The organism is Chitinophaga solisilvae (assembly GCF_009928525.1).
In the GTDB taxonomy this organism is placed as follows: domain Bacteria; phylum Bacteroidota; class Bacteroidia; order Chitinophagales; family Chitinophagaceae; genus Chitinophaga; species Chitinophaga solisilvae.
The window spans coordinates 1-23,355 of record NZ_JAABOK010000027.1; the positions used below are offsets into that span (position 1 = coordinate 1).

Annotated in this window: 14 protein-coding genes; 6 read left to right on the plus strand and 8 right to left on the minus strand. The window is 47.6% G+C overall.

Annotated elements, in window-relative coordinates; genetic code table 11:
• Positions 1–148: 148 nt before the first annotated feature.
• The 3 genes from rseP to GWG06_RS29555 form a co-directional block, all read right to left on the minus strand.
• Positions 149–1,495: an RIP metalloprotease RseP gene (gene rseP / locus GWG06_RS29545; RefSeq protein WP_160718076.1), complete on the minus strand. Its 1,347-nt coding sequence runs from the start codon at positions 1,493–1,495 to the stop codon at positions 149–151.
• 85 nt (positions 1,496–1,580) lie between these two features.
• Positions 1,581–2,747, minus strand: coding sequence for a 1-deoxy-D-xylulose-5-phosphate reductoisomerase (locus GWG06_RS29550; protein WP_173962795.1), 1,167 nt, complete (start codon positions 2,745–2,747; stop codon positions 1,581–1,583).
• A 91-nt stretch (positions 2,748–2,838) separates the two neighbouring features.
• Positions 2,839–4,335 (minus strand): GH3 auxin-responsive promoter family protein, encoded by a 1,497-nt coding sequence (locus tag GWG06_RS29555; protein WP_127044435.1) that lies wholly within the window; start codon positions 4,333–4,335, stop codon positions 2,839–2,841.
• Between the two features lie 409 nt (positions 4,336–4,744).
• Here GWG06_RS29555 and rplU point away from each other — a divergent pair, with 409 nt between their 5' ends.
• Both rplU and rpmA read left to right on the plus strand, forming a co-directional pair.
• A complete protein-coding gene (gene rplU / locus GWG06_RS29560) occupies positions 4,745–5,047 on the plus strand; it encodes a 50S ribosomal protein L21 (protein WP_160718077.1) in 303 nt (100 codons plus the stop codon).
• Between the two features lie 52 nt (positions 5,048–5,099).
• Positions 5,100–5,378: a 50S ribosomal protein L27 gene (rpmA, locus tag GWG06_RS29565; protein WP_127042317.1), complete on the plus strand. Its 279-nt coding sequence runs from the start codon at positions 5,100–5,102 to the stop codon at positions 5,376–5,378.
• A 54-nt stretch (positions 5,379–5,432) separates the two neighbouring features.
• Here rpmA and GWG06_RS30490 read toward each other — a convergent pair whose 3' ends face one another.
• Positions 5,433–5,786, minus strand: coding sequence for a hypothetical protein (locus GWG06_RS30490; RefSeq protein WP_202183164.1), 354 nt, complete (start codon positions 5,784–5,786; stop codon positions 5,433–5,435).
• Between the two features lie 296 nt (positions 5,787–6,082).
• Between GWG06_RS30490 and GWG06_RS29575 the strand changes: the two genes are divergently transcribed.
• The 4 genes from GWG06_RS29575 (at position 6,083) to GWG06_RS29590 (ending at position 9,688) form a co-directional block, all read left to right on the plus strand.
• Positions 6,083–7,765, plus strand: coding sequence for a DNA polymerase/3'-5' exonuclease PolX (locus tag GWG06_RS29575; protein ID WP_160718079.1), 1,683 nt, complete (start codon positions 6,083–6,085; stop codon positions 7,763–7,765).
• A 2-nt stretch (positions 7,766–7,767) separates the two neighbouring features.
• Positions 7,768–8,448, plus strand: a complete 681-nt coding sequence (locus GWG06_RS29580; protein WP_127042311.1) for a PrsW family glutamic-type intramembrane protease — start codon at positions 7,768–7,770, stop codon at positions 8,446–8,448.
• 100 nt (positions 8,449–8,548) lie between these two features.
• Complete coding sequence (locus tag GWG06_RS29585; protein ID WP_127042309.1) at positions 8,549–9,181, plus strand: DsbA family protein; 633 nt, start codon at positions 8,549–8,551, stop codon at positions 9,179–9,181.
• 9 nt (positions 9,182–9,190) lie between these two features.
• Positions 9,191–9,688, plus strand: a complete 498-nt coding sequence (locus GWG06_RS29590; protein WP_127042307.1) for a GNAT family N-acetyltransferase — start codon at positions 9,191–9,193, stop codon at positions 9,686–9,688.
• Positions 9,689–10,088: 400 nt separating this feature from the next.
• On the opposite strand, the gene GWG06_RS29595 is transcribed toward GWG06_RS29590, so the two are convergent.
• The 4 genes from GWG06_RS29595 to GWG06_RS29610 all read right to left on the minus strand — a co-directional run bounded on the left by GWG06_RS29595 (position 10,089) and on the right by GWG06_RS29610 (position 23,172).
• Positions 10,089–12,572 carry a Calx-beta domain-containing protein gene (locus GWG06_RS29595; protein WP_127042305.1) on the minus strand — a complete coding sequence of 828 codons (2,484 nt, stop codon included), beginning with the start codon at positions 12,570–12,572 and terminating at the stop codon, positions 10,089–10,091.
• Between the two features lie 29 nt (positions 12,573–12,601).
• Positions 12,602–14,851 carry an OmpA family protein gene (locus tag GWG06_RS29600; protein WP_160718080.1) on the minus strand — a complete coding sequence of 750 codons (2,250 nt, stop codon included), beginning with the start codon at positions 14,849–14,851 and terminating at the stop codon, positions 12,602–12,604.
• Between the two features lie 18 nt (positions 14,852–14,869).
• Complete coding sequence (locus GWG06_RS29605) at positions 14,870–15,787, minus strand: PorP/SprF family type IX secretion system membrane protein (protein WP_160718081.1); 918 nt, start codon at positions 15,785–15,787, stop codon at positions 14,870–14,872.
• A 62-nt stretch (positions 15,788–15,849) separates the two neighbouring features.
• Positions 15,850–23,172 carry a Calx-beta domain-containing protein gene (locus GWG06_RS29610; RefSeq protein WP_160718082.1) on the minus strand — a complete coding sequence of 2,441 codons (7,323 nt, stop codon included), beginning with the start codon at positions 23,170–23,172 and terminating at the stop codon, positions 15,850–15,852.
• Positions 23,173–23,355: the final 183 nt, after the last annotated feature.

Here is a 23,355-nt window from a genome sequence, read left to right on the forward strand (position 1 = left end):
GAGATTTTTTGATTTACGGATTTTTTAAATGCAGCAAAGATCTTAGCGAAAATCTTTGCTGCATTTAAAAAATCCGTAAATCAAAAAATCTCAAAATCCGAAAATCTCCCCTGCATTCTAAATCTCAAATAACTAAATAATTAAATAATCAGAACCATTTACTAATGATGTTTCTCCAGAAATCCAGGCCGTTGGCGAATAACAGGAGGCCAAACAGGATGACCATACCTACGATCTGGGCGTATTCCAGGAATTTCTCGCTGGGTTTACGGCCGGTAACAATTTCGTAGAGGAGGAACAGCACGTGGCCGCCATCCAGCGCCGGAATAGGCAGGATGTTCATAAAGGCCAGGATGATGGATAAAAATGCGGTCATCTCCCAGAACATCATCCAGTCCCAGGATTCAGGGAACAGGTTACCGATGCTCATAAAGCCTCCCAGGGATTCGCTGACTTTCACTTCTTTGGAAACAAAGATCAACCGCAGCTGCTGTACGTAGCTCACGAGTTTGTCGATACTCTTGGTGAAGCCCGCGGGGATAGCCTGCAGGAAGGTGTATGTTTTAACCTTGTAATCGAAGAATTTCTCCGGATCCTGGTAGTAGATACCCAGTTTACCGGTTTCTGTCAGCTTTACAGGGATGTTGAGCGTATCTCCATTTCTGATGACGCCAACGGTGATATCCTGGTTTTTATGCCCGCGGATTTCTTTGGCGAAGTCGGTAAAATAGGCTGCGGGCTTGTTATTCAGCGAGATGATCTGATCTCCTGGCTGGAACTTGCCGCTTTTTTCCGCTACAGAACCCTTTTCAAATTTGTCTGCGTAATACGGGAAACGTACATAGGCAAAAGGTTCCTTCTGTTTGATGAGGCGGTTTACAAATCCCTGCGGGATATTGAGATTCACCATTTCCCCGTTGCGGTCTACCTGAATGGTTTTGCCTTCATGCAGGATGATATCTGCAGGAATAGCGTTGAAACGTTCTATTTTGCGGTTGTCGACAGAAAGAATTTTATCGCCGTCGCGCAGACCGATGCTTTGTCCCAGGGAATCCACGGTAACGCCGTATTTCACGGCATCTGTAGGCAGGTATTTTTCGCCCCAGTACCATAACATCATGGCATAGATGAAAAATGCGAGCAGGATGTTGACGGTAACCCCGCCGATCATGATAATCAGGCGCTGCCAGGCCGGCTTGGCCCGGAATTCATAGGGCTGCGGCGGTTTCGCCATCTGCTCCTTGTCCATACTTTCATCTATCATACCGGATATTTTCACATATCCTCCCAGCGGTAACCATCCGATACCGTATTCTGTTTCACCTTTCTTGAATTTGAAAAGAGAGAACCAGGGATCAAAGAACAAATAAAATTTTTCTACCCTGGTTTTGAAAAGCTTGGCAGGGATAAAATGGCCTAACTCGTGCAATACAACCAAAATAGAGAGAGACAGTAACAACTGCCCGGCTTTCACCAATATAACCTCTGTTGTCATTTACTTTTTTTCTGCTTTAATCTGCCTAATATATCAGTTTTACTACATATTCCGGCAAAACCTTTTGTTAATTTTTAACGTCAGTTTATATAACTATAGAATTGATAAGGGAAGCAGCATGTTCACGCGCGGCATTATCGCACTCGTAATAATCATGCAGCGTGGGGGTTTCAATAAACGGCACCTTCCCCATCGTTTCTTCAATTACTTCTGTCATCTGCAGGAACCCGATCCTGTTTCGGAGGAACGCGTTCACGACTTCTTCGTTGGCTGCATTCATGACGCAGGCCGCATTACCGCCCTTCTGCATAGCCTCCATGGCGATGGCAAGGTTACGGAAAGTTTTGGTATCCGGCTGCTCAAAAGTGAGGGTCGGGTAATTCCTGAAGGAAAACCGCGGGAAATCGTTGGCCAGACGGTCAGGATACCCCAGCGCATACTGAATGGGCAGCTTCATGTCGGGCAGGCCCATCTGCGCTTTCAGGGAGCCGTCTACAAACTGCACCATGGAGTGGATGATAGACTGTGCGTGCACCACCACTTCAATCTGATCCGGATGCAGACCGAACAGCCAGCGGGCTTCGATCATTTCCAGCCCTTTGTTCATCAGGGTGGCGGAGTCAATGGTGATTTTCGCGCCCATGCTCCAGTTAGGATGCTGCAGGGCGTGGTCCTTTTTCACGTTGATGAGGAAATTGGGTTTCTTGCCCAGGAACGGACCGCCGGAAGCAGTCAGAATCACTTTTTCCACCTTACTGAAAGGCTCTCCCAGCAGGCACTGGAAGATAGCGGAGTGTTCAGAGTCTACCGGGATGATAGGCACATTTTTACGGCGGGCGGTAGCCATGACAATGTCTCCGGCTACTACCAGCGTTTCCTTGTTGGCCAGTGCCACAGGGGTGCCCTGTTCGATGGCAGACAAGGTAGGGGCCAGACCGGCAAAGCCCATAATGGCCGCCAGCATCATATCAATAGAGCTCCAGGAAGCCACTTCCACCATGGCTTTGGCGCCGGCAAACACTTTGATGCCTTTGTCAAAAAGTATGTCCTTTACCTGTTTGTATTTATCCTCGTTGCCAATAACAACGGCATTAGGCTTGAATCTGAGGGCCTGTTCTATCAGCAGGTCAGCGTTCTGCTGCGCTGTCAGCACTTCCACACAAAATCTGTCAGGATGCGCTGCGATCACATCCAATGCCTGTATGCCAATGGATCCGGTAGACCCGAAGATGGCAATCTTTCGTTTATTCATTACAGTGATTTACTTTTTTCTTCAGTTAACAAAAATGAACTTCCTGGCTGTAGCCTGCCGGCTTGCAGCTGTGGCTGTTTTTCAATTACTATTACTGTAAATACGGTGTCAGGTCATTGGCCAGCTTCCTGTCATTGCTCAGACGGGGTACCTTGTTCTGCCCGCCCAGTTTTCCAATAGCTTTCATATAGTCGATAAACCCTTGCTTGCGTACAGTCCTTATTTTCAGGGGTTGTAATATATTTCCTGTTAAAAGATCATCGTAATAAATATTCTTGCGGCGCATGTTCTCATCTACCTTCCGGGCAAAAGCCTCCAGGTTTTCCGGCATATTTTCAAACTCTACAAACCATTCGTGGAAAGGCAGTTCGCCGTTGGTCTGCACCATTGGCGCCACAGTAAATTCCGTGATCTGCACATTCTCTTCCTTTGCGGCTTTCATCAGGCTGTATTCTACTTCCTCCCCGATAACGTGCTCGCCGAAGGCGGAGATGAAATGCTTGATCCTGCCGGTCACCAGCAAACGATAGGGATTGGTGGATATAAACTTGACGGTATCGCCCAGGTTATAGCCCCACAGTCCGGCGTTATTGTTGATGATCATAGCGTAATTTACGCCTGTTTGCACATCTTTCAGTGATAAACGGGTAGGATTTTCGTTGAAAATTTCCTGCGCAGGGATAAATTCATAGAAGATGCCCGAGTTGGTATTAAGTAACAGGCCTTCCTGCTCCTGGGAGTCCTGGAAGGCGAAAAATCCTTCTGATGCCGGGAATGTTTCCACGGTATGTATCGGATGCCCTATAGAAGCCATCAGTTTGGCCCGGTACGGCTCAAAGTTAACGCCGCCGTATACCATCACATCAAAATTCTTGAATATCTCCCTGATGTGTTTGCCGTTGGTGCGTTCCATCAGTCTGTCGAAATACATCTGCACCCATGGCGGTATGCCGCTGATGAGGGTCATATCCTGATTGATGGTTTCTTCCACTATTCTGTCCAGCTTGGTTTCCCAGTCTTCGATACAGTTGGTTTCGTAGGCCGGAAGCTGGTTGGTACGCAGGTAGCGGGGAATATGGTGATTCACGATACCGCTGAGGCGGCCGGTAGGGATACCGCCTACTCTTTCCAGTTCGGGGGAACCGGAAAGGAAGATCATTTTTCCGTCAGCAAAAGCGGTATTGCCGGTTTCTCCCATATAGTTCAGCAACGCATTACGGGCAGTGTCTATATGATTGGAGATAGAATCTTTAGAGATAGGGATATATTTTACACCGCTGGTAGTACCGGAAGTTTTGGCCAGGTAAATCGGCTGTCCTTTCCAGAGTACGTTCTGTTTTCCTTCTTTGATGCGTTCAATGTAGGGTTTAAACTGTTCATAATCGCGGATAGGTACCGCCTGCCTGAATTCTTCGTGCGTACGTACAGCGTCCAGTTTATGATCTGCCCCGAATTCCGTCTTTTTGCCTGTCTTTATCAGCTCCTCCAGGATAGCATCCTGGTCTTCCACCGCCCTGAGCATCTCCTTCTTTATCTTATTATGAACGATAGAAGCAAATGGTTTGGCTAGCAGTGATTTAAACTTCATGCCCTTTATTTTATGATTGAGAGTACTTTTTTTCTGACATGCGGATGCCGGTATTCAGTTGTCATAGTTACGGTAAAAGAATTTAACCGGCTACACCATCCATCAAAAATGCCTGCATTCCTATTAACGCGTAAACGACAAAAGTATACAAAAATGCGTTGGATTGTACAGTAATTTAACAGTTTTTAGGGCTTTATTATATAATATAAACGGGGGATGCCTGACAGCACGCTGCACCACATAAAATGTTAAAAAAATATAAAATTCAGGAAAGTACGTATCTTTGAAAAGATTAAGTTTATTTCCTGCCTATAGTATATATTTACATATATGAATTAAAAAAAGCAGGAAATCTTTGTTCAATTGGAAAACAATTGATACTTTTGCGGAAATTATATTTTGGATAATTATGTTTGCAGTTGTAAAAATCGCAGGTCAGCAATTTAAAGTACAAAAAGACCAGGAAATATTTGTACAGCAGTTACAGGGAAATATTGGAGACAAAGTGGAGTTTTCCGATGTACTGTTGACAGATAACGCCGGTGCGCTGACCGTAGGCACTGATGTAAAATCAGTAGTAAAAGCAGAGATCCTGGGTCATGTTCAGGGTGAAAAAGTAATCGCTTTCAAAATGAAGAGAAGAAAAGGCTTCAGAAAGAAAATCGGTCACCGCACCCATTTTACAAAGATCAAGATCAATGAAATAGCTTAATATTTTAAGCTAGGTTAACTTATTTAGATAAAGTTTTTAAAGTAATTATACAATGGCACATAAAAAAGGTGAAGGTAGTGTAAAGAATGGCCGCGACTCCCACAGCAAAAGGCTGGGAGTAAAAATCTTCGGTGGTCAACCTGCTGTTTCTGGTAACATCATCGTTCGTCAGAGAGGCACAGTTTATCATCCCGGTCAGAATGTAGGCGTTGGAAAAGATTTTACGCTTTTCGCAGTTGCTGACGGTGTGGTTGAATTCAGAAAAGGCCGTGAGAACAAAACTTACGTTTCCGTTAAAGCATTTGACACCACTGCTCAGGCAGAAGCCTAATCAGTGTTAGCCATAAAGTTTTTTTATACCCAATATTTTTTTACTAACCCAAATTCAAAAAACAATGGCAACAATTAAAAAAGCGGCTGCTAAAAAAGCTGCGCCTAAAAAGAAAGCTGCTGCTAAGAAAGCTGCTCCTAAAAAGAAAGCTGCTGCTAAAAAAGCCGCTCCTAAAAAGAAAGCTGCTGCTAAGAAAGCTGCGCCTAAAAAGAAAGCTGCGCCTAAAAAGAAAGCTGCTGCTAAGAAAGCTGCGCCTAAAAAGAAAGTTGCTGCTAAAAAACCAGCTGCTCCTAAAAAGAAAGCCGCTGCTAAGAAAGCTGCTCCTAAAAAGAAAGCTGCTGCTAAGAAAGCTGCTCCTAAAAAGAAAGCCGCTGCTAAAAAACCAGCTGCTAAAAAACCAGCTGCCAAGAAGAAAGCGCCTGCTAAAAAAGCACCAGCTGCTCCTTCTACTCCTGCAGCTCCGGCAAACTAAGATCGGAATTACAAAATGTAGTTATAAGAACCCAGGTAGTAATACCTGGGTTTTTTCGTTTTAAGCATACACTTCAGGAAATTACGAATTGCGAATTGCGAATTACGAATGTTGAGCGAAGATGAAAGCGAAGAAATAAATTCTTGATTCGCTTTCATCTTCGCTCAACATTCGTAATTCGCAATTCGTAATTTGTAATTCCTGTATAACTCGTAATTCGTAATTTTATCCCATGGATAACTATTCAATAGCCGATAACTTCTCCCTGCTGTCCAAACTCATGGATATTCACGGAGAAAACAGTTTTAAAGCCAAATCCTTTGCCTCCGCGGCATTTACGATAGAAAAATTACCCGCACAGCTGAAAGATACTTCCCGTGACGAAATCTTTAAGATCAAAGGAATCGGTGAATCTACCGGTAAAAGTATTCTCGAAATGCTGGATACCGGCAACTTCGGACTGCTCGACAATTACCTGCAGATCACCCCGCAGGGTATCCTGGAAATGATGAAGATCAAAGGACTGGGACCTAAAAAAATTGCAACTATCTGGAAAGAACTGGAAGTGGAATCTATGGGAGAGCTGCTATATGCCTGTAATGAAAACCGCCTGCTGCTCCTCAAGGGATTCGGTGAAAAAACACAGGAAAACGTACGCCAGAATATAGAATTCTATCTATCCAACAGAAACAGGTTCCTCTACGCAGAAGCGGAAGAAACGGCCAACATCCTGCTCCGGCAGCTGCAGGAACTGCTGTCGCCTGCTCCAGTAGCCATTACCGGCGCTTTCCGCCGCCAGGCTATCATCATAGATGAGCTGGAATTCATCGCGGCTATACCCACAGCCACCCTGCAGGAAAAGATCGCAGCCCTGCCCGGATTCACTCACTCCGCTACCAACGATACACACCTCGTATGGAAATACCAGGAGAAATACAACGTGATCCTGCACAGCTGCGACTCCGCAGACTTCCACAGTAAACTCTTTACCACTACCGGTGCACCGGCATTCATAGATAAATTCAACGCCGGCGGCGGCGCTGCCCATATCAGGGGCGCTGCCAGCGAAGAAGCTATTTTCAGTAACGCCGGCATGGCATTCATCCCGCCCTGCCTGCGGGAAGGAGGAAATGAAATTGAACTGGCACGCTCACAGCAACTGCCGGCACTCATCAACGCCAGCGATATCAAAGGTATCATCCACTCCCACAGCCAGTGGAGCGATGGCCTCTATACCCTGGAAGAAATGGCTACCGCCGCCAGGGATCAGGGGTACGAATACCTCGTTATCAGCGATCACTCCCGCTCCGCTTTCTATGCCAACGGTCTGAGTATTGAAAGAGTTATCGCCCAGCAGGAACAGATAGATGAACTCAACAGACAACTGGCTCCTTTCCGCATTTTTAAAAGTATAGAAGCCGATATTCTCAACGATGGTACGCTCGACTATCCGGATGAGATACTCGCCGGATTCGACCTCGTAATTGCGTCTGTACATTCCAATCTGAAAATGACGGAAGAGAAAGCAATGGCCCGCGTACTGAAAGCCATCGAGAACCCGTATACGACAATACTGGGACATATGACCGGCCGCCTGCTGCTTAGCCGTAACGGCTATCCGCTGGATCATAAAGCCATTATCGACGCCTGCGCTGCCAACCAGGTAGTGATTGAACTCAACGCACATCCCCGCCGGCTGGATATAGACTGGACCTGGCTGCCCTATGCGCTGGAAAAAAAGGTGCTCATCTCCATTGACCCCGATGCCCACAGCATTCAAGGATATCACGATGTGCACTACGGTACCCTGGCTGCTCAGAAAGGCGGCGTAACAAAAGCAAACAATCTTAGCAGTTACAGTGTTGACATGCTCAGTAATTACCTGACGGAGCGCCGCAAACTAAAAAATATCTGACCATGATGCTGCTGGCCCTTGCCATTGCCCCCGGCCTTGCTATATGCCTGTTCATATACGCCCTGGATAAATACGACCGCGAACCTGTAGGGTTACTGCTGAAGTGCTTTATCCTGGGCATGCTGTGCGTGGTGCTGCCACTGGTACTGCAAGCCCTGGCGCTTGTTTTCGGATTACAGGAAACCAATGCCCGCCTGATCGATACCGCTATCTTCGCCTATGGCGTGGTTGGTCTGTCGGAAGAACTGGCCAAATTCCTGGTACTCCGCCTCTACGCCTATCGCAAAAAGGAATTCAATGAGCCACTGGACGGGATTGTATATGCCGTTATGATCGGAATGGGGTTTGCCACCCTGGAAAACATTGCCTATGTAAGCCGCTACGGCTTCGGCACCGGCGTTGCACGCATGTTCCTGTCTGTACCGGCACACGCTACTTTCGCCATCCTGATGGGGTACTACGCCGGCCTGGCCAAATTCATCCCGGCACAACGGAACTCACTGATGCTCCGTTCCCTGCTCATCGCCGTGTTCTTTCACGGCACCTTCGATTTTTTCCTGTTCACAGGTAATAATATCCTGGTACTAGGCGCTTCCGTTATAACGCTTATCATCGCGGCCCGGCTATCCATAAAGGCTATACGAAAAGATGTGGCGATTTCCAGAAGGGTGTTTGACCGCTGATAAACTTCTCACGGAAAGCTGACGATGAAAGATTATCTTTGTGCGCTAGCCCTCCATTCCAACTTACGAATGCTAAAGTCAGACAGCTAATAATGCGTTTATGAAATTTATATACGTTTTTGACCCACTTTGTGGCTGGTGTTATGGGTTTACACCCGTGGTACTACAATTGCAGCAACTGCACAGCACTATGGAGTTCGAGGTTCTCTCCGGCGGTATGATTGCCGGAGCCAATAAGCATCCCTGGTCTTCCATGGCCGCCTATATTCAAAGGGAACATACCAATGTGGAGGAAATGACCGGCGTGAAGTTCGGCCCTTCCTTCCTGGAAAAATTACTGCCCTCCGCTGAAATGATGGATTCGGAAAAACCATCTGTCGCACTTACCGTTTTCAAAACCTATCAGCCGGAAAATGCCCTCAGCTTTGCACACGATATGCAGGTGGCACTCAACTACGACGGGATCTCCCTTAACAACGATGATACTTACCGTAAGCTGATCAGAAAATTCGGCCTTCCGGAAGATGAATTCATCAGCAAACTGCACGAAGAACACTACCACCAGGAAACCAGGCAGGAGTTTGACCTGGTTCATAACTGGGGCATCACCGGTTTTCCGGCAGCCATACTGGATACAGGCGGACAATTATACCTTTGCGCGAGAGGATTTATGCCGCTGGACAGATTACAACAAACGATAGATAAAATCATTCAGGAAACTAACAGCTTATAATTACACAACATGTACCGCATCAAATCAACAACAGTAGCCGATATCCCTGTCATACAGCAACTTGCCGACAAAATCTGGCGCCCAACCTACAAGAATATTCTCACACCGGAGCAGACGGATTACATGGTCGATATGATGTATGGCACCGCTGCCCTGACCAAACAGATAAATGAACTGCAACACAAATACATCGTGCTGCAGGATGACAAAAAACCAATCGGCTTTGCCTCTTACAGCCCTACCGAAACTGAGGGCGTATATAAGCTGCATAAAATCTATCTGTCGCTGGACTACCAGGGAAAAGGCGTAGGAAAATTCCTGCTGGATACCGTCATCAGACAGGTAAAAAACCTGGGCGCTACCTCCCTCGAACTGGATGTAAACCGCTATAATAAAGCGCGTTTCTTCTATGAAAAACAAGGATTCACCGTCTATGGAGAAAAAGATACTGAAATAGGTAACGGCTTTCTGATGGAAGACTATTTAATGCGTAAGACTTTGGTATAAAAAAAGAGCCCGGTAAGGACATACCAGGCTTTTCCCAAGTTAACCATTAAAAGACACAACTCTTTTATCTTTAGTATTTTGATTAGTATTATTCAGATGCTATACAATTACCTACGATAAAGAAATTCCTACGGATTTTTAAGATATAAAAAAAGCAGCATCTTTATTTTTATAATATAAAGAATGCTGCTTTTCTTATTTTTAGGAAGAAATCAGTCCGGTTTTAAAAGCAACATTTATCGCTTCAGTCCGCTTATCCGGTTATTCAGGCTGCCGCCACTCCCCCTCTTACCTTCAACAGACCTTCATCTTTCTAAAAAAAATTCCCGCATAAGTGAATTATGCGGGAACGTAGGTGTTGCCTGAAGCAGCGTATATCGGTTATTGATTCAAGCCATATTTATTTGGCTGTTAAAACAGTGCCTTCATCGTTATCATCATCGTGGATAACAGCAACTGCCTTATTTAATTTCAACTCAGGCGAAATTTTCAGCACGCCTGCAGTAACAGCAGCAGTAGCATCGCGGAGTTTCACGGCTACCAGTGCATCGGATTCTTTCACACGGTCGTTTACCAGCGCTACCTGAATATCGGTTTCGCTGAATGCACAATCACCGGTAATTTTCACCATATCGCCGTTCATAATTACGTAATCTTTACCGTAAGCAGCCGTGCTGGCGGAATCCACACCAAAATAGATATTGATATCGCTGCCGGTGCAGTTGGTTTGTACGGTCTGATCAGCGGCTTTCACCAGGATACATTTGAACATGCTCACCGGAGCGGTGGCAGATTCGTTGGCATCCGTCAGTTTCACCAGCGTAATGTATGCCGCTTGTTCCTGGATGTACTGGGAAGCAGAGATGGAGGTAACGTCGCCGTTATAGCCTACAATCGCTTCATTATCTGCTTTAATTTCACTCAGTACCAGCACTACTGTTTCTGCCAGTTCAAAACGGTTATCGTCTTTCACTTTTACAGACAGGCTGGCAGTAGTAGCGCCGCTGTCAATTGCAAACGGTGCTTTGATGCTGCTGACGAAATCAGCGCCCGGTAAAGCGGTGCCGTTACCGAATTTATAGGTCAGGCGTACCGGTTTGGAGGTTGCATTCACCAGCGGCGTATTGTCGCGTTTGAACAGGCCGGCAGAGAAAACCACATCTGTAGCAGGTTCTGCGCCGTTGGTACCACCAATGAATTTCACCATGGCCGGCTGATCCAGGATGGTTACTTCTCCTTTGGCTTTGGTCAGATACAGTTCAGATGCATCCAGTACTTCCACATGGAATGCTTCTTTTCCTTCCAGGAGGTTGTCGCTCTTGATAGGTATCTGAATAGTTTTGGAGATAATAGCACCTGCAGCGAATTCAGACGGCACGAAGGAAATAGTTCCTTCTGTAGCATCGTAATCGGCAGTGCCTGCGCCGGCTTTATGCGGCATTGTTTTATAGTGTACATTCACAGGAGTACGCACGCCATTGCTTCTCAGAAAGCCTGATAAAGTAATGGTCAGCGTTGCATTGGATAAACCATTCAGAGGTTCAGATACCGCGATGTCATTGATAGATACACCGTGGCTGATTTTGATAATACGGTTACCATCTTCTTCACCACCGCCGGCAGCAATGATTTCACCGGAAGGGCTCATCAGCAGGGAGGCCAGCGTTGTTTTGGCATCATACTTACCCAGCTGCTTGTCGAACATCATTTCACCATCGGGTGTCAGTTTAATGAGGCGATAGCCGTCTTTGGTCACCACGCACATTTCATCGTCTTCTGTCAGCAGCAGGTGCTGGAAAACGCTGCCTACATTTTTGTTGACAACCTGTGTACCATCGGGCAGCAGTTTCACAATTTTACCGGTATTGCCGGAGATGTTACCACCGGTAGCCACTACCTTACCATTCTTGCCTACTTCCAGTGCAAACAGGGCAGCGTCTACTTCCTTGTTGAAAAGCTCGGTACCATCAGGGCGCAGTTTCACAATACGGCCTTTATCCTTTTCTTCTGCGCAGGCAAAGATCTGTCCCAGGTCATTCACCCGCATGGCATTGAATTTACCATCAACGGTGCTGTATTCCTTATCGAATACAATCTGACCTTCCGCATTCACTTTGGTGATGCGGCTGGCATTGCCGGTACCATAGGCGCCACCGCCCATAGCCAGTACTGCGCCGTCTTCCAGCAGCAGCATTTTTTCAAACACAGCGCCTGGTTTACCGAAAGAGAGATCATATTGTTTTTCTCCCTTGCCGTCCACCTTCACCATAAATGCTTTACCTTGTCCGTCGCCAACATCGCCACCTACTGCGATGATGTTTTCATCTTCGTCTATCAGCACATTGGTAAACACGTTATGTGCACCGAATCCTTTGTCAAATTCGATTTTACCATCCGGAGACATTTTGGTGATACGTGCCTGTGCCGGCTTGCTACCATCAACTCCAACGGTGATATAGTTACCATGACGATCTGTAATGATCTTTGTAAAATAGCCACCCTGGCCATTTCCAATGCTTTTGTCAAACACTACTTCTCCGGTCGATGATAACCGCGTGATGCGCGCATTACCATAGGCGATAGTACCGCCCCCTACCGCTACCAGCTCATTCTTTGGCAACAGCAACAAATCCTGGTAAGCTACCAGGCCCCCTTTGTTTAACCGGGTATTATAAATCAGATTCCCTGTGGCAGATAATTTAGTGATACACCCGTTATCTGAGCCACCACCGATAGCCACAACCGCATTATTCTCCGCAATCGCCAGCTTTCTGTACTGGTTTTTGGGAGCCCCCATGCTCTTGTTGAACACAACCGGCATTTCCTGTGCGAAGGCTTGTGTACCTGCCGCCAGTAATAGCATTAGTGAAGCAATTTTGTTCATTGTGTTAGTTTGATATACGCAAAAAATAATTACTGAATTCTGATCTCACATCTCCGGTTGATACCCTGCTGCAGGATATATTTTTCCCGGTCTGCATCCAGCGTATACTGGCTTATAGCCAGCACCGGCCTGGTGGACCCGAAATAATTGATCCTTATCTTGTCTGCATCCACTCCCCTGCTGAGCAGGCACTCCTGGATGTATGCCGCGCGGTTCTTGGATAAGGTGAGATTATATTTCTCCGTGCCGATAACATCCGCATGGCCGTTCACCTGGATGATACGGCGGGGATTGGCTTTCCAGAGATAAAAAATGGAATCGAGCTTCTTATATTCCTGATCTTTCGGCACATACGAGTTCAGATCAAAATACACGGCGCCAGGGATTTTCCAGCCGGCGCTGGCGGCTATCAGCGCGCTGTCTGATTGCGCCGTATAGGCGTTTACGTGTACCACGGATGCCTGCAGGGAATCTGTACGGCGTGTGTCCGGTACCGTTACTACCGGCTGCTGCGCTTTAACAGGAGCAGCTTTGCCTGTACCTGCCGGTGCTGCTGTATTACCGCCCTGCTGCCAGCTGTGCTGGTCAGGAGCCGCAGCAATGACTTTTGTACTGGCTGGTATCACTGCAGCAGTTGCCGCCACAGGCGTTACCGGCAACGCTGCACGGGCCGGACCACTGTCCTGCCACTGGATTACCTCCGGCTCTGTATCTATATTTTTCTGTGCATAATCTATGACATGGCGCTCTTCTTTAACGGAAACGGCTACACGCACAGGAGCGACCGCTACTACGGGAGCTGGAGCTGGTTTGGTTTCCACAGGCAGATGGTCATAACGGGTATCGCCTACTAAAGTTTGCTGCTGGCGGGCTTCCGCCGGGTTCATAGTATAAGGCACTTTATCTTCGTCTTTTGCAGACTTGCCGGGATATGGCAAATCCAGCTGTTTCAAAGGATTCTTCTTCAGATTCAATACATAAATGTGGTCATTGTCATGCACGCCGGAACGATCGGAAGTAAAGTACAGTAACAGCTTTCCTTCATCCAGTACAGGATTCAGGTCATCAAACTGTGTATTCACCGGATAAGGCAGGTGTGCTGCCCTCTCTTCCGGCTGTTTTACATTCACCATAAAGATGTCTAATCCGCCAAAGCCCTGCAGGCCATTGGAAGAAAAGAACAACTTATCTCCTACCACAAACGGATACAGTTCATTACCATTGGTATTCACCGCAGGTCCCATGTTCACCGGCGCTTTCCACCGCTTTTCCGTTTTGTCCCAGTCGGCATAATAAATATCTGTACCGCCCTGACCACCAGGCATATCGGATGCAAAGTACAAACGTTTACCATTCGAAGCAACTGAAGGATGCAGAAAGGAATAATTTTCAGACTTACCCAGCTTCACCGGCACCGGCTTGCTCCAGGTGTCATGGTCCGGCTGGAATACAGACGACAGCAGCTGCGTACCGTTATTGTAATTGATAAAGGAATTCTTCTCATTCTTAATATCTGTATACCGGTTGGAAGTATAAATTACTTTCTGCCCGTTATCAAAGAAAGAAGCCGGCCCTACCTGCAGCACGCCACGCAGGCTGCTGTTGAAAGGTTCTACGCCATCTTCTGAAATCATATACAGTTTGGAATTGGTGTAAAAAGACTGTGCTGCCGATTTCTTGAAATCGTTGGATAAAAACACCACATTCTCCTTATACAGCGCCAGCCCGTACTGATACCCCGGTAAATTCAGCCGCAAGCTGTCTACCCGTATATCTCTGACGGAATCATGATTAAAAAAGGTATAATAATTCACCAGGGATTGCTGCAGGTTGTTAAAACGTGCGTTGTTCTTGTAGTTTCTGGCATACAGTTCACTCACCTCTTTGGCTTTGCCTACCCTGCCGGTACGTTTCAGCAGGTCGATATAGTTGGTAACATCCGTTACCAGGATATCATCTGCCGGTTTATACAATACCTCATCATACAGGCTGATGGTTTTTTCGAACTGTCTTGTTTCAAAATAGATACGCGCAAGCTGGAATTTTGCCTTACGCCGGGATGCTTCGTCGTTGCCATTGTTGAGCACATCATTGCACAACGAAATAGCCTTCTCATATTCCTGTCTTTTAAATAAACGTTCGGCACGGTTTACTTTGGCCATACCGCCGGCGCCCACCTTTACAACTGAACAGGAGCCGGTAATGAACATAACGCTCAGAAAGAGTATGAGGGAATTAAGATAGTTTTTCCGCATATGTTCCGTGATTTGGGTTCTCATAATTCAAATAAGATTGTATTAGAAATAACGGGGAGCTACCACTTTCCACTTAGACCAGGAGAAACGGTAATTAATCATTACTTCATGGGAAGCTGTTTGTGCGCCCTTCAGATTTGATTGCATAGGGGTATCATAAGAGTAACCAAGCTGCAGATTTTTCGTCAGCTGTACCTGCACTAACCCTGTCATGGTTTTTTCTGAACGCCAGGAGGCGCCCAGCCATACCAGGTTCTTCAGCAGTATATTGGCATTCAGATCATATTGCAGTCCTGATCCTTTCACAACGCGTAGTAATACATTGGGCTTGAGTTTCACATCATCGTTCAGCGTAACCAGGTAGCCGGTCTGCAGATAATAATGCGATTGCACCACCACCTTGTTCACACTGTTCCCCAGATCAAAACTCTTGAAGGTGGGGGATGACAGCCCTACGAAAAATTTATCCGTGAAGAGCATAAACCCGAAGCCTATATCTGTTTTCCAGTAACTCTGGTTGTTGGCAAAGACCGGATCGGAGGTAGACAGCGAGCTGTTGTCTTCCCGGAATTGCGTCATACCTCCCTTAATGCCCATGGCGAGATATACCTTTTCATTCAGCTTCACCCGCTGGGATACATTAAAGTGTACGCCGGTCTGTGAGTTGACGGTAATTTTCTCGTTCATCAGGGAAACCCCCAGGCTGGTATTGGTTGCTTTCAGCGGCGTATAAAAAGATGCAGTCGCCGTTTTGGGGGCGCCTTCCACCCCGACCCACTGGTTACGCCCAACGGCAGTAAGACTGGAGGACTCGTCCATGGAAGGATAGGCCGGGTTGATAATCATCCCGTTGAACATATATTGCGAGTACAGCGGCTGCTGCTGTGCCTGCACCAGCAGGCCGCAGCAACAGCTTAATAATATAGCAATCCCTAAAGCTTTATAAAGTCGCCTGGTCATAGGTATCAGCTTAATAATTTCAAAAAACGTCTGCTTACTAATTCAGTTTCTTCGTATAGTCCTTAGCGTTTAATCACGATAAATCCTGTGTAACGCTCTACCTTCCCGCCTTCCGTCCAGATGTCAATAGCAAAGAAGAAGGAACCATCCGGCACATCTGTACCTGACTGACCACCGGTATTGGAACGACCTCTGAAATTTCTGGACTTGTTATCGTAGTTGCTCATTTTAAAGATAGTACCACCCCAACGGTTGAAGATCACCACTTCGTTCTTCGGATAGCGTTCAATGTTTTCAACGAACATTGCATCGTTACCCTGTCCGTCGTTGTTCGGTGAAATTGCCGGATGCACGCGGATCTTCTTGTTATTATCATCTATGTGGCGTTTGTCTCTGGTGAAGCGCTCTACTGAATCAGGTACACCGTCGCCGTCGGAATCGAGGTCCAGGAAGTTGGGGATGCCATCTCCGTCGGTATCATCATCAAACGGATCACCGTTGTTATTGATATCTTCTTCTTCGTCTGTCAGCCCGTCGCCGTCGGTATCACATTTCTTACACATGGCATCGTCGTTGAGAATGATACCGGTAGCGGCTGCCGGCGTACCCAATGTTGGCGTATGCTGACCGGAAGGAACAGTGACTGTTTTCATTCTCACCACAAATGTTTCATTCTGTTCAAAGGTGGTATCGCCGATAATATTAACCGTGATCTTACCTTCCGCTGCCAGCGCAGGGATAACGGTCTGTTTAATGGTATTATCGAAATCAGTACCTGGCGTGGCTTTGTAATCGAGGTACGGATAGCTTACCCCGTCTGTTGATGCTTCATAATCATAGTTCAGGGTAACAGCGCGGGAGCTTTTGCGGTTCATCTTCACCACAAAATGCAGCGGCGTATTTTCTCCCTTATTACCTTCCTTTACACTGAATTTATCGGCAGCGAAAGACAGCGTGAGCGGATCGTTATCAGTGATGGCTGTTTCAGCTGTGTTCACGGTACCGGGCTTATAGGCCGCAGCGCCGTTGTTGCTCTGGTACGGCAGAATGGTAGCCTTGATAAATCCGTCATCATCATTAATGTCATTATCAGCGGCGGCCAGTGTAAAGCGGGTGTTATTAGTGTATGCGGGCAGGTTAATGGTTACGATGTTACCACCTGCCACACCGCCTGTTACCGTATAGGTTCTGGCTGCATCCTGATCCACCTGGATACGTACCGGCAATGCCTTCGCCGCACTGTTCACTGATTTCAGCGTGAACTCAATGCTTTCTCCTTCAGCTGCGGTTGTCTTGTTGCTGAACAGCTCTATTACCAGGGTATCGTTGTCATGAATCAGTACGTCCGCAACGGAGGTGGCAGACAATGGCCAGGTTACCCCAGGTATGGCTGCCGTTACAGACTGTATACTGAGCTGCACATTTTCATCGCCTTCCACTACATTGTTATCTATCGGCTCCACCTTTACATCCGCGAAGTTCTTACCTGCCGGGATAACAACGATGCCACTCAGCTTCTTATAGCGGCTGTCTGCTACCGCGGCGCCGCTTACTGTATAGGTCACGGTCACATCTTTTGCGGCAGACAGCTGCGCATCGGTGAAATGTATGCGGAAATTTCCGGCAACAGCAGGTTCTGAAGCATCAGCCGTTTTCTCCGCCTTCATTTCACGCGCCACAGCCTTCGGACCGGTGGCATCGCTTTCATCGTCATGAACAATCAGTGTTACCGTATCTTTTTCATTGGTATCAAAGGCCAGGTTTCTGCCGAAGCGCTTCATCTGCGCCAGCTGCAGGGCTACCTTCACTTCTTCGTCTCCTTCTATTACCCTGTTGTCTATCACATTAACGGGAACGGATACACTGTTTTGTCCGGCCGTAATAGTAGCTGACTGTGCAATGGGGGCAATATTGGTAGTACCCGCAATACTGCTCACATAGAATACTACCTTCACATCGGCGGCGGCAATACTGTTACCCGGCAGCTTAATGGAATAATTACCCGTAGTAGCCGGCTCGGAAGCATTATTTAACTTCAGCAGCTGCACGCTCATATCTCCGGTTTCAGGAATGAGCAGTAAGCCTGGCTGACCAATTGTATAACCTGGTGTTACCAGCTGTGCAGTGAACTGTATCTGTTCATCTCCTTCAATAATGTTATCATTGACAGCCTGCAACGTATATGCTTCTGCGTGCTTCATGGCTTTCAGCGTCACCTGTGCAGGCAGTCCGCTGAAATCAGCCTCATCGGCAGTAGATACCGCCGTATTCTTTCCGATATTGATCACAATATCTTCTGTAGAAACGATACCCGGATTTACAAATCCGATGGTGACCGCGCTGTTGTTTCCTTCGCGCAGCATCACGGAATCGATACGCAGTTCCAGTTTAAGGTTACCCGGATTCAGGCGGGTAGCATCTTCTATGATTACGCCGAGAGTATCTCCTCTCATACCGTTTACCGATTGAGGTATGGCGGTGATTCTCAGCATTTCATCTTTTTCGAGAATAAGATCCGGTTCAGCCCTGAAGGTAAAAGGCTCTTCAGATTTGCCCGGTGTAATAACCACCGTTGCAGGCAACCCGCTGATGTCTGCAGTACCGGCCGCAGAAACAGGGCTGATACCCAGCGCCACGGTGATAGGTTTGCTGGAGGTAACACCCGGAGCAAGGGTTACTTTTCCGTTGAAGATATCTCCTTCTTTTACGCGGGTAGCGCCGGTTACTGCAGGCACAATGCGTATCAGGCCGGTGGCCGGATCATCGTGCGTTCTGTCCCGGATCACGATCGTCTGACCGGTAACCGGGATATTTACATCGCCGGTGCTGCCAGTGAGAATTACATTTTCATCATCTTCCAGGATCAGGTCTGCCTTGGCTTTCAGCTGAACGGCAGCGGTAGCGCCGGGATTATTCTTTTTAATTACGATACTGAAATTATCCGGGAACGGGAGGTAGTCAGTAGCGTCTGCAGTAGAGTTAATCAGGTCTTTGCTCACATTCACGGTGAGGTCATAACCAGCCCTGATGCCTGCAGGCAACTCCGCGGTGATGATGGCTGGCGCGCCGTTTTCATCGATAGCCGCAGGGGTGGCTACTATCTTAACCGGTGCAGGCAGCGGGTATTGTGCATCTTTGATATCTACTTTAAATGGTGCAGTTACATAAGTGCTGATACCATCGTTGGCAGCCGGTGTGATGGTCAATGATTCTGTCTTCTCCAGGAGGTTGTCTGCCGCAATTTTCAGGGCAATGGTGGTATCGCCTGCATTGTTGAAGGAGATGGCCGTTGCCATGGTGTAGTCAGCGCCGGCTTCGGCAGTACCTGCTGTCTGTGGTAACTGCACGGTAACGGGTATTTCTGTGGTAATACCTGCCGGCAGGCTGATTTTCACATGACCATTATCACCTTCCGCCGCATCGGCAGATTTATATGGCGTTGTGCTGAGCTGCAGGTTGGCCGGTACTTTCCGGGTCAGGTCTTCAATTTTCAGACTGAGACCATTTACCGTATATACGCCGGCGTTAGCAGTCAGGTTCAGGGATTCATTTTTCTCCAGCACCTTATCTGCGGTTGTCTGGATAATATCGAAGGTGTGGCTTTTTTCAGTAATATCCAGTACTGCCGTTTTACTGATCCAGGCGTAGTCATTCTTTACCAGGCTGGCTTCTGTGGTAACATCTGTATCAAAAGTGATGGTTACTTTTTTGGTAGATGTGTATAATCTGCTGGCAGTAATCTGCAGTTTTTCACCTTCCGGCAGCAGTACTTTATTGGCTGTAAGCGTGATCGTACGGGCGCCCGGCTGATTAATGGTGTTATCAGCTATATGAACAACGGCGCTGTTTGCCGGTATGGCTGCATTGCCCTTGTTAGCGTCTATATTAACATCTGCATCATCATCCAGTACATCATTGGAAGTAGCAGTCAGCGTGGTTAAAGCATGATCGCTGCCCGGCTGAATAGTCAGTTTTGCCGGAATAGCCGAGTGACGGTCATCGCCGGCGGTGGAGCTGCTGTTCTTTGACAGTACTATATCCAGCGGGATAGCGGTTTTCCAGCTGTTGGGCAACATGGCTTTCAACGTGGCGCCGGTAGCATCTCCTTCTGTGATGGTGGCTGGCGTGCTGCTTAATACCACCGGATTGGCAGCCAGCAGCGGATATTCCAGGTCATTGATGGTAAATGCCAGAGAAGCCGGCGTGCTGGTATAGGCCGTAGCATATTCATCTGTCATTTCTGCCTTGATGCTGAAAGTCTCCTGGTTTTCTATCAGGTTATCTTTCACCACTTCCAGCTGCGTGGTGGCGGCTGTGCTGTTTTTATCGATGGTCAGCGATGTCAGTGGCAGATAATCGTCTGTACGTGTAGCCGTTCCCGGTATATCCGTCAGGTTGATGGTCAGCGGTATTTCCGTGGTCACCTGGCTTGGCAGACTCACCTTCACGGTGGTTTTGGACTGTTCAGCCAGCGACGTTGCCGTTGCAGAAAGTTCTACCTGGGCATAGGCAGGCGTTAACCTGGTCTGATCGTCTATCACCAGCTGTGCGGAAGTAACGCTGTAATCTTTGGCAATACCATATATAGATAATGTCTCGTCTTTCTCAATAATTTTATCAAAGGCGGCCTTTATGACCGGTACGGTAGTCAGATAATCGCCGGTAGTATTGGCTGGCAGTGTCACCTGTGTAACGAGGTAGGAAAAGTCCGTATCTGCCGCTTCTGATCCCGCAATATTTTTCTTCAGGTCAATCACTACCGGCTTCAGGGAGCTATAGCCGGCAGGCAGCGAGATGATGAAGCGGGTATCCTCATCTTCCTTCAGATGTTCCTTCTCTGGTTTCAGCGTAACGGATTTCTGCCGGATATCTGTCTTATCATGAATGTTGAGTGTTTGTCCGCCGGTAACCGGCACGTCGCTGCGTGCAGACGTTACTGTTAGTACCACGTTGCGGTCATCTTCAAATACTTTATTGGCGGGGGCGATAACAGCGGATTTCACCGATGCGGTGCTGCCGGGAAGAATGCTGATAGTAGCCGGCACGCCGGTATAGGAAGCGGGCAGGGCTGTGGAAGCTGCGCCTGCAGCAAGATTAAAATCCAGTTTTATATCTGTGGCGGTGATACCGGCCGGCAGCTCTACCCAGTACTGTGCGCCGTTAACATCTCCTTCATCAATATCAGTTGCAGAAAGATGAAAAACTGCCGGGGTGCTCAGTGGCAGCTGTGCGTCTTTTATCGTCAGGGTAGCCCCCGCGATGGTGAATACAGTAGCTGTACCGTCTGTGGCAACCGGTGCGAAAACGATGGTTTCATCTCCTTCAATCCTGCTGTCGTTAATAAGGTTCAGCGTAGCAGGGGTAGCAGGCGCATTGCCTGTAAAGCTGAAAGAGGCAGGCAGTGCATCAAAATCCTTTACCGGTGTGGCTGTACCACTCATATTCAGGGTCACCTGAATAGGAATATCGGTTGTTACGCCTGCTGGCAGGCTCACATTCAGTTTACCGTTAAGAAATCCTTCCTTGTAGGTGAAAGCCGGATAAGACGGGTCCGGATCCGGTTTATCTACTCCCAGGGTAAGCGTTGTATTTTCCTGGTGGTTACGGGTATCGTCCAGAATGGTGAATTCCGGGCTGGTAGCAGTTTTAAGCTGCCCCAGTACATCACCTTCCGCGTGTACGGAAAATTTCTCCGCATACTCCAGGACTTTATCTTTTTCCAGGTTAATGCTGATGGTAGCATCCGGCTGGCCGTTGAGGATGGTTACTTCAGCCGGCATCGTATAGTCGATACCGTTAGGCTGCGCCGTATTGCCGGCGGGTGTAGTCAGTACCACCCTGATGTTTTCTGAAGTCAGTACACCGTTGGGCAGACTGATCTTCCCGGTAATGGTATTATTCTCCAGGATGGAAGTCTGCGCCGGGAAAGTCAGCGTCAGCGTACGGTCTTCATCATCCGTGATAGTATAGGTCGTCAGTTTTTTTGCACCTGGTTTTACCAGTGCGTTGGATGGAACATCCACCAGTTCCAGTGTCAGATTGCGGCTGTATTCCAGTCTGTTGTTACCGATGATGGTAAGATTGGTCAGGTCCACATATTTAGGAGTAGAGTAATCGCCGGCAGGTATCATGAATACTGCGTCGAAGGTATAGTCCGTTCCCTGTACCGCAGGATGCGGATCCGCCGGATTAGGGACCAGTTTCATTTCCAGGTAGGCCGGAGCTGTCAGCACCTGACCGGGAGCGCCGGTTACTTTCAGGCGCAGATTGGCCGGAGCGTGGTTATCGCCGGCATTGCCCTCATTACCTGCGGCGGTCGTGCCTTCAAACTCTACGGTAACAGCGGAGCTACCATTGCTGGTAGGAGTGGAATTGATAACGGTGTAGATGTTGCTGATATCGCCGTAGGCCAGATCTTCGCCGTAAGACATTGCTATCCTGGTACCGAAAGATTTATTCAGTGGTTTGCTGAACAGGAATTTCTGTACGGCAATGGTTTTATCATCTATTTCAGGGTCCAGGTTGGAACCCCATTTATTATCGTACGGGTAATTAGGCTTGGTCACATCTTTTTTCAGATCGCCGGGGTAGCTGATGGAGTAGCTGTTGAAAGTACCGTTGGCGATGATGGCATGGGTAAAATTGCCGGGGAAGTTGCTGCAGGTCATTCCATCCCTGTAAACGCCTGCATATTTATTGGCGCCGTCGGTGAATCCCCAGGAGCAGGTACCTGCACCTGCTGTGGATGGCGGGCGGCGGGTGAGTATTGTTTTACCGGATCTGCCGTAGTTAGGATGCACCAGGTCTTCCTGCAAGACGGTCTGCTCTTCCATATATAACAGTACGTCATATCCCTGGTCTGCGGAGCTGAAGGTATAGTCGATGGTAAAGTAATTATTGGGAAGTACGTAGTTCAGTGATCTTGTTACATATACGTCCTGGCGCTGGTTGGCGCCTTCCCATACTTCAAACTTGTAGAATGTGGTGATATTGTAAGGGTTGGCGGCAGTTCCTTTCCCGGAGAGCGGCGACATATACGTCAGGTTATCTTCCAGGGCCTGTTCTGCTAAAATGGCGCCGGTGCTGTAACGGAGCATCATCACCTCTTTCATGCCTTTGGCGATGTTACTGAATACCAGCGATTCCGTTTTGCCCAGGCGGAAGATCTGGCATTTCCCTTTGACGTCCATTTCTATTTTCAGTCCGTCTGCCGTGCTGTTGCCACCGGTGGGATTGATGGTGCGGACAGCAGGGAGTACCTGTGCGCCGGCATATATATTACTCAGAAGTAAGGTAATCAATAAGACCAGGTATCTGAGGGATATACGCTTACCGCTAAGGGCAATAAGCCGTATCTTTTTCTTAGGATAGGACAGGAGTAACATATAAGCGTGTAAATTTCTATTTATACATATAGATTTTTAGTCAAAAATGTGAAAAACAGTCCTTTGTAAAACCCTATATGCCTATTTTCAAAATTGGCTCTCTCCGGCATTCCTCTCTGTTGAGCATTTGCTGATATAACTGAAAAACCTGCTGCCGGTAATACTTTATTTCAAATAGCCTTG

Excerpts from the sequence above, each read along its gene's own strand:
- GWG06_RS29550 (WP_173962795.1), bottom strand. The coding sequence starts at position 2,747 with ATGAATAAACGAAAGATTGCCATCTTCGGGTCTACCGGATCCATTGGC.
- GWG06_RS29610 (WP_160718082.1), bottom strand. The coding sequence starts at position 23,172 with ATGTTACTCCTGTCCTATCCTAAGAAAAAGATACGGCTTATTGCCCTT.
- rpmA (WP_127042317.1), top strand. The coding sequence starts at position 5,100 with ATGGCACATAAAAAAGGTGAAGGTAGTGTAAAGAATGGCCGCGACTCC.
- GWG06_RS29580 (WP_127042311.1), top strand. The coding sequence starts at position 7,768 with ATGATGCTGCTGGCCCTTGCCATTGCCCCCGGCCTTGCTATATGCCTG.
- rplU (WP_160718077.1), top strand. The coding sequence starts at position 4,745 with ATGTTTGCAGTTGTAAAAATCGCAGGTCAGCAATTTAAAGTACAAAAA.
- GWG06_RS29555 (WP_127044435.1), bottom strand. The coding sequence starts at position 4,335 with ATGAAGTTTAAATCACTGCTAGCCAAACCATTTGCTTCTATCGTTCAT.
- rseP (WP_160718076.1), bottom strand. The coding sequence starts at position 1,495 with ATGACAACAGAGGTTATATTGGTGAAAGCCGGGCAGTTGTTACTGTCT.
- GWG06_RS29575 (WP_160718079.1), top strand. The coding sequence starts at position 6,083 with ATGGATAACTATTCAATAGCCGATAACTTCTCCCTGCTGTCCAAACTC.
- GWG06_RS29585 (WP_127042309.1), top strand. The coding sequence starts at position 8,549 with ATGAAATTTATATACGTTTTTGACCCACTTTGTGGCTGGTGTTATGGG.
- GWG06_RS29590 (WP_127042307.1), top strand. The coding sequence starts at position 9,191 with ATGTACCGCATCAAATCAACAACAGTAGCCGATATCCCTGTCATACAG.
- GWG06_RS29595 (WP_127042305.1), bottom strand. The coding sequence starts at position 12,572 with ATGAACAAAATTGCTTCACTAATGCTATTACTGGCGGCAGGTACACAA.
- GWG06_RS29605 (WP_160718081.1), bottom strand. The coding sequence starts at position 15,787 with ATGACCAGGCGACTTTATAAAGCTTTAGGGATTGCTATATTATTAAGC.
- GWG06_RS29600 (WP_160718080.1), bottom strand. The coding sequence starts at position 14,851 with ATGAGAACCCAAATCACGGAACATATGCGGAAAAACTATCTTAATTCC.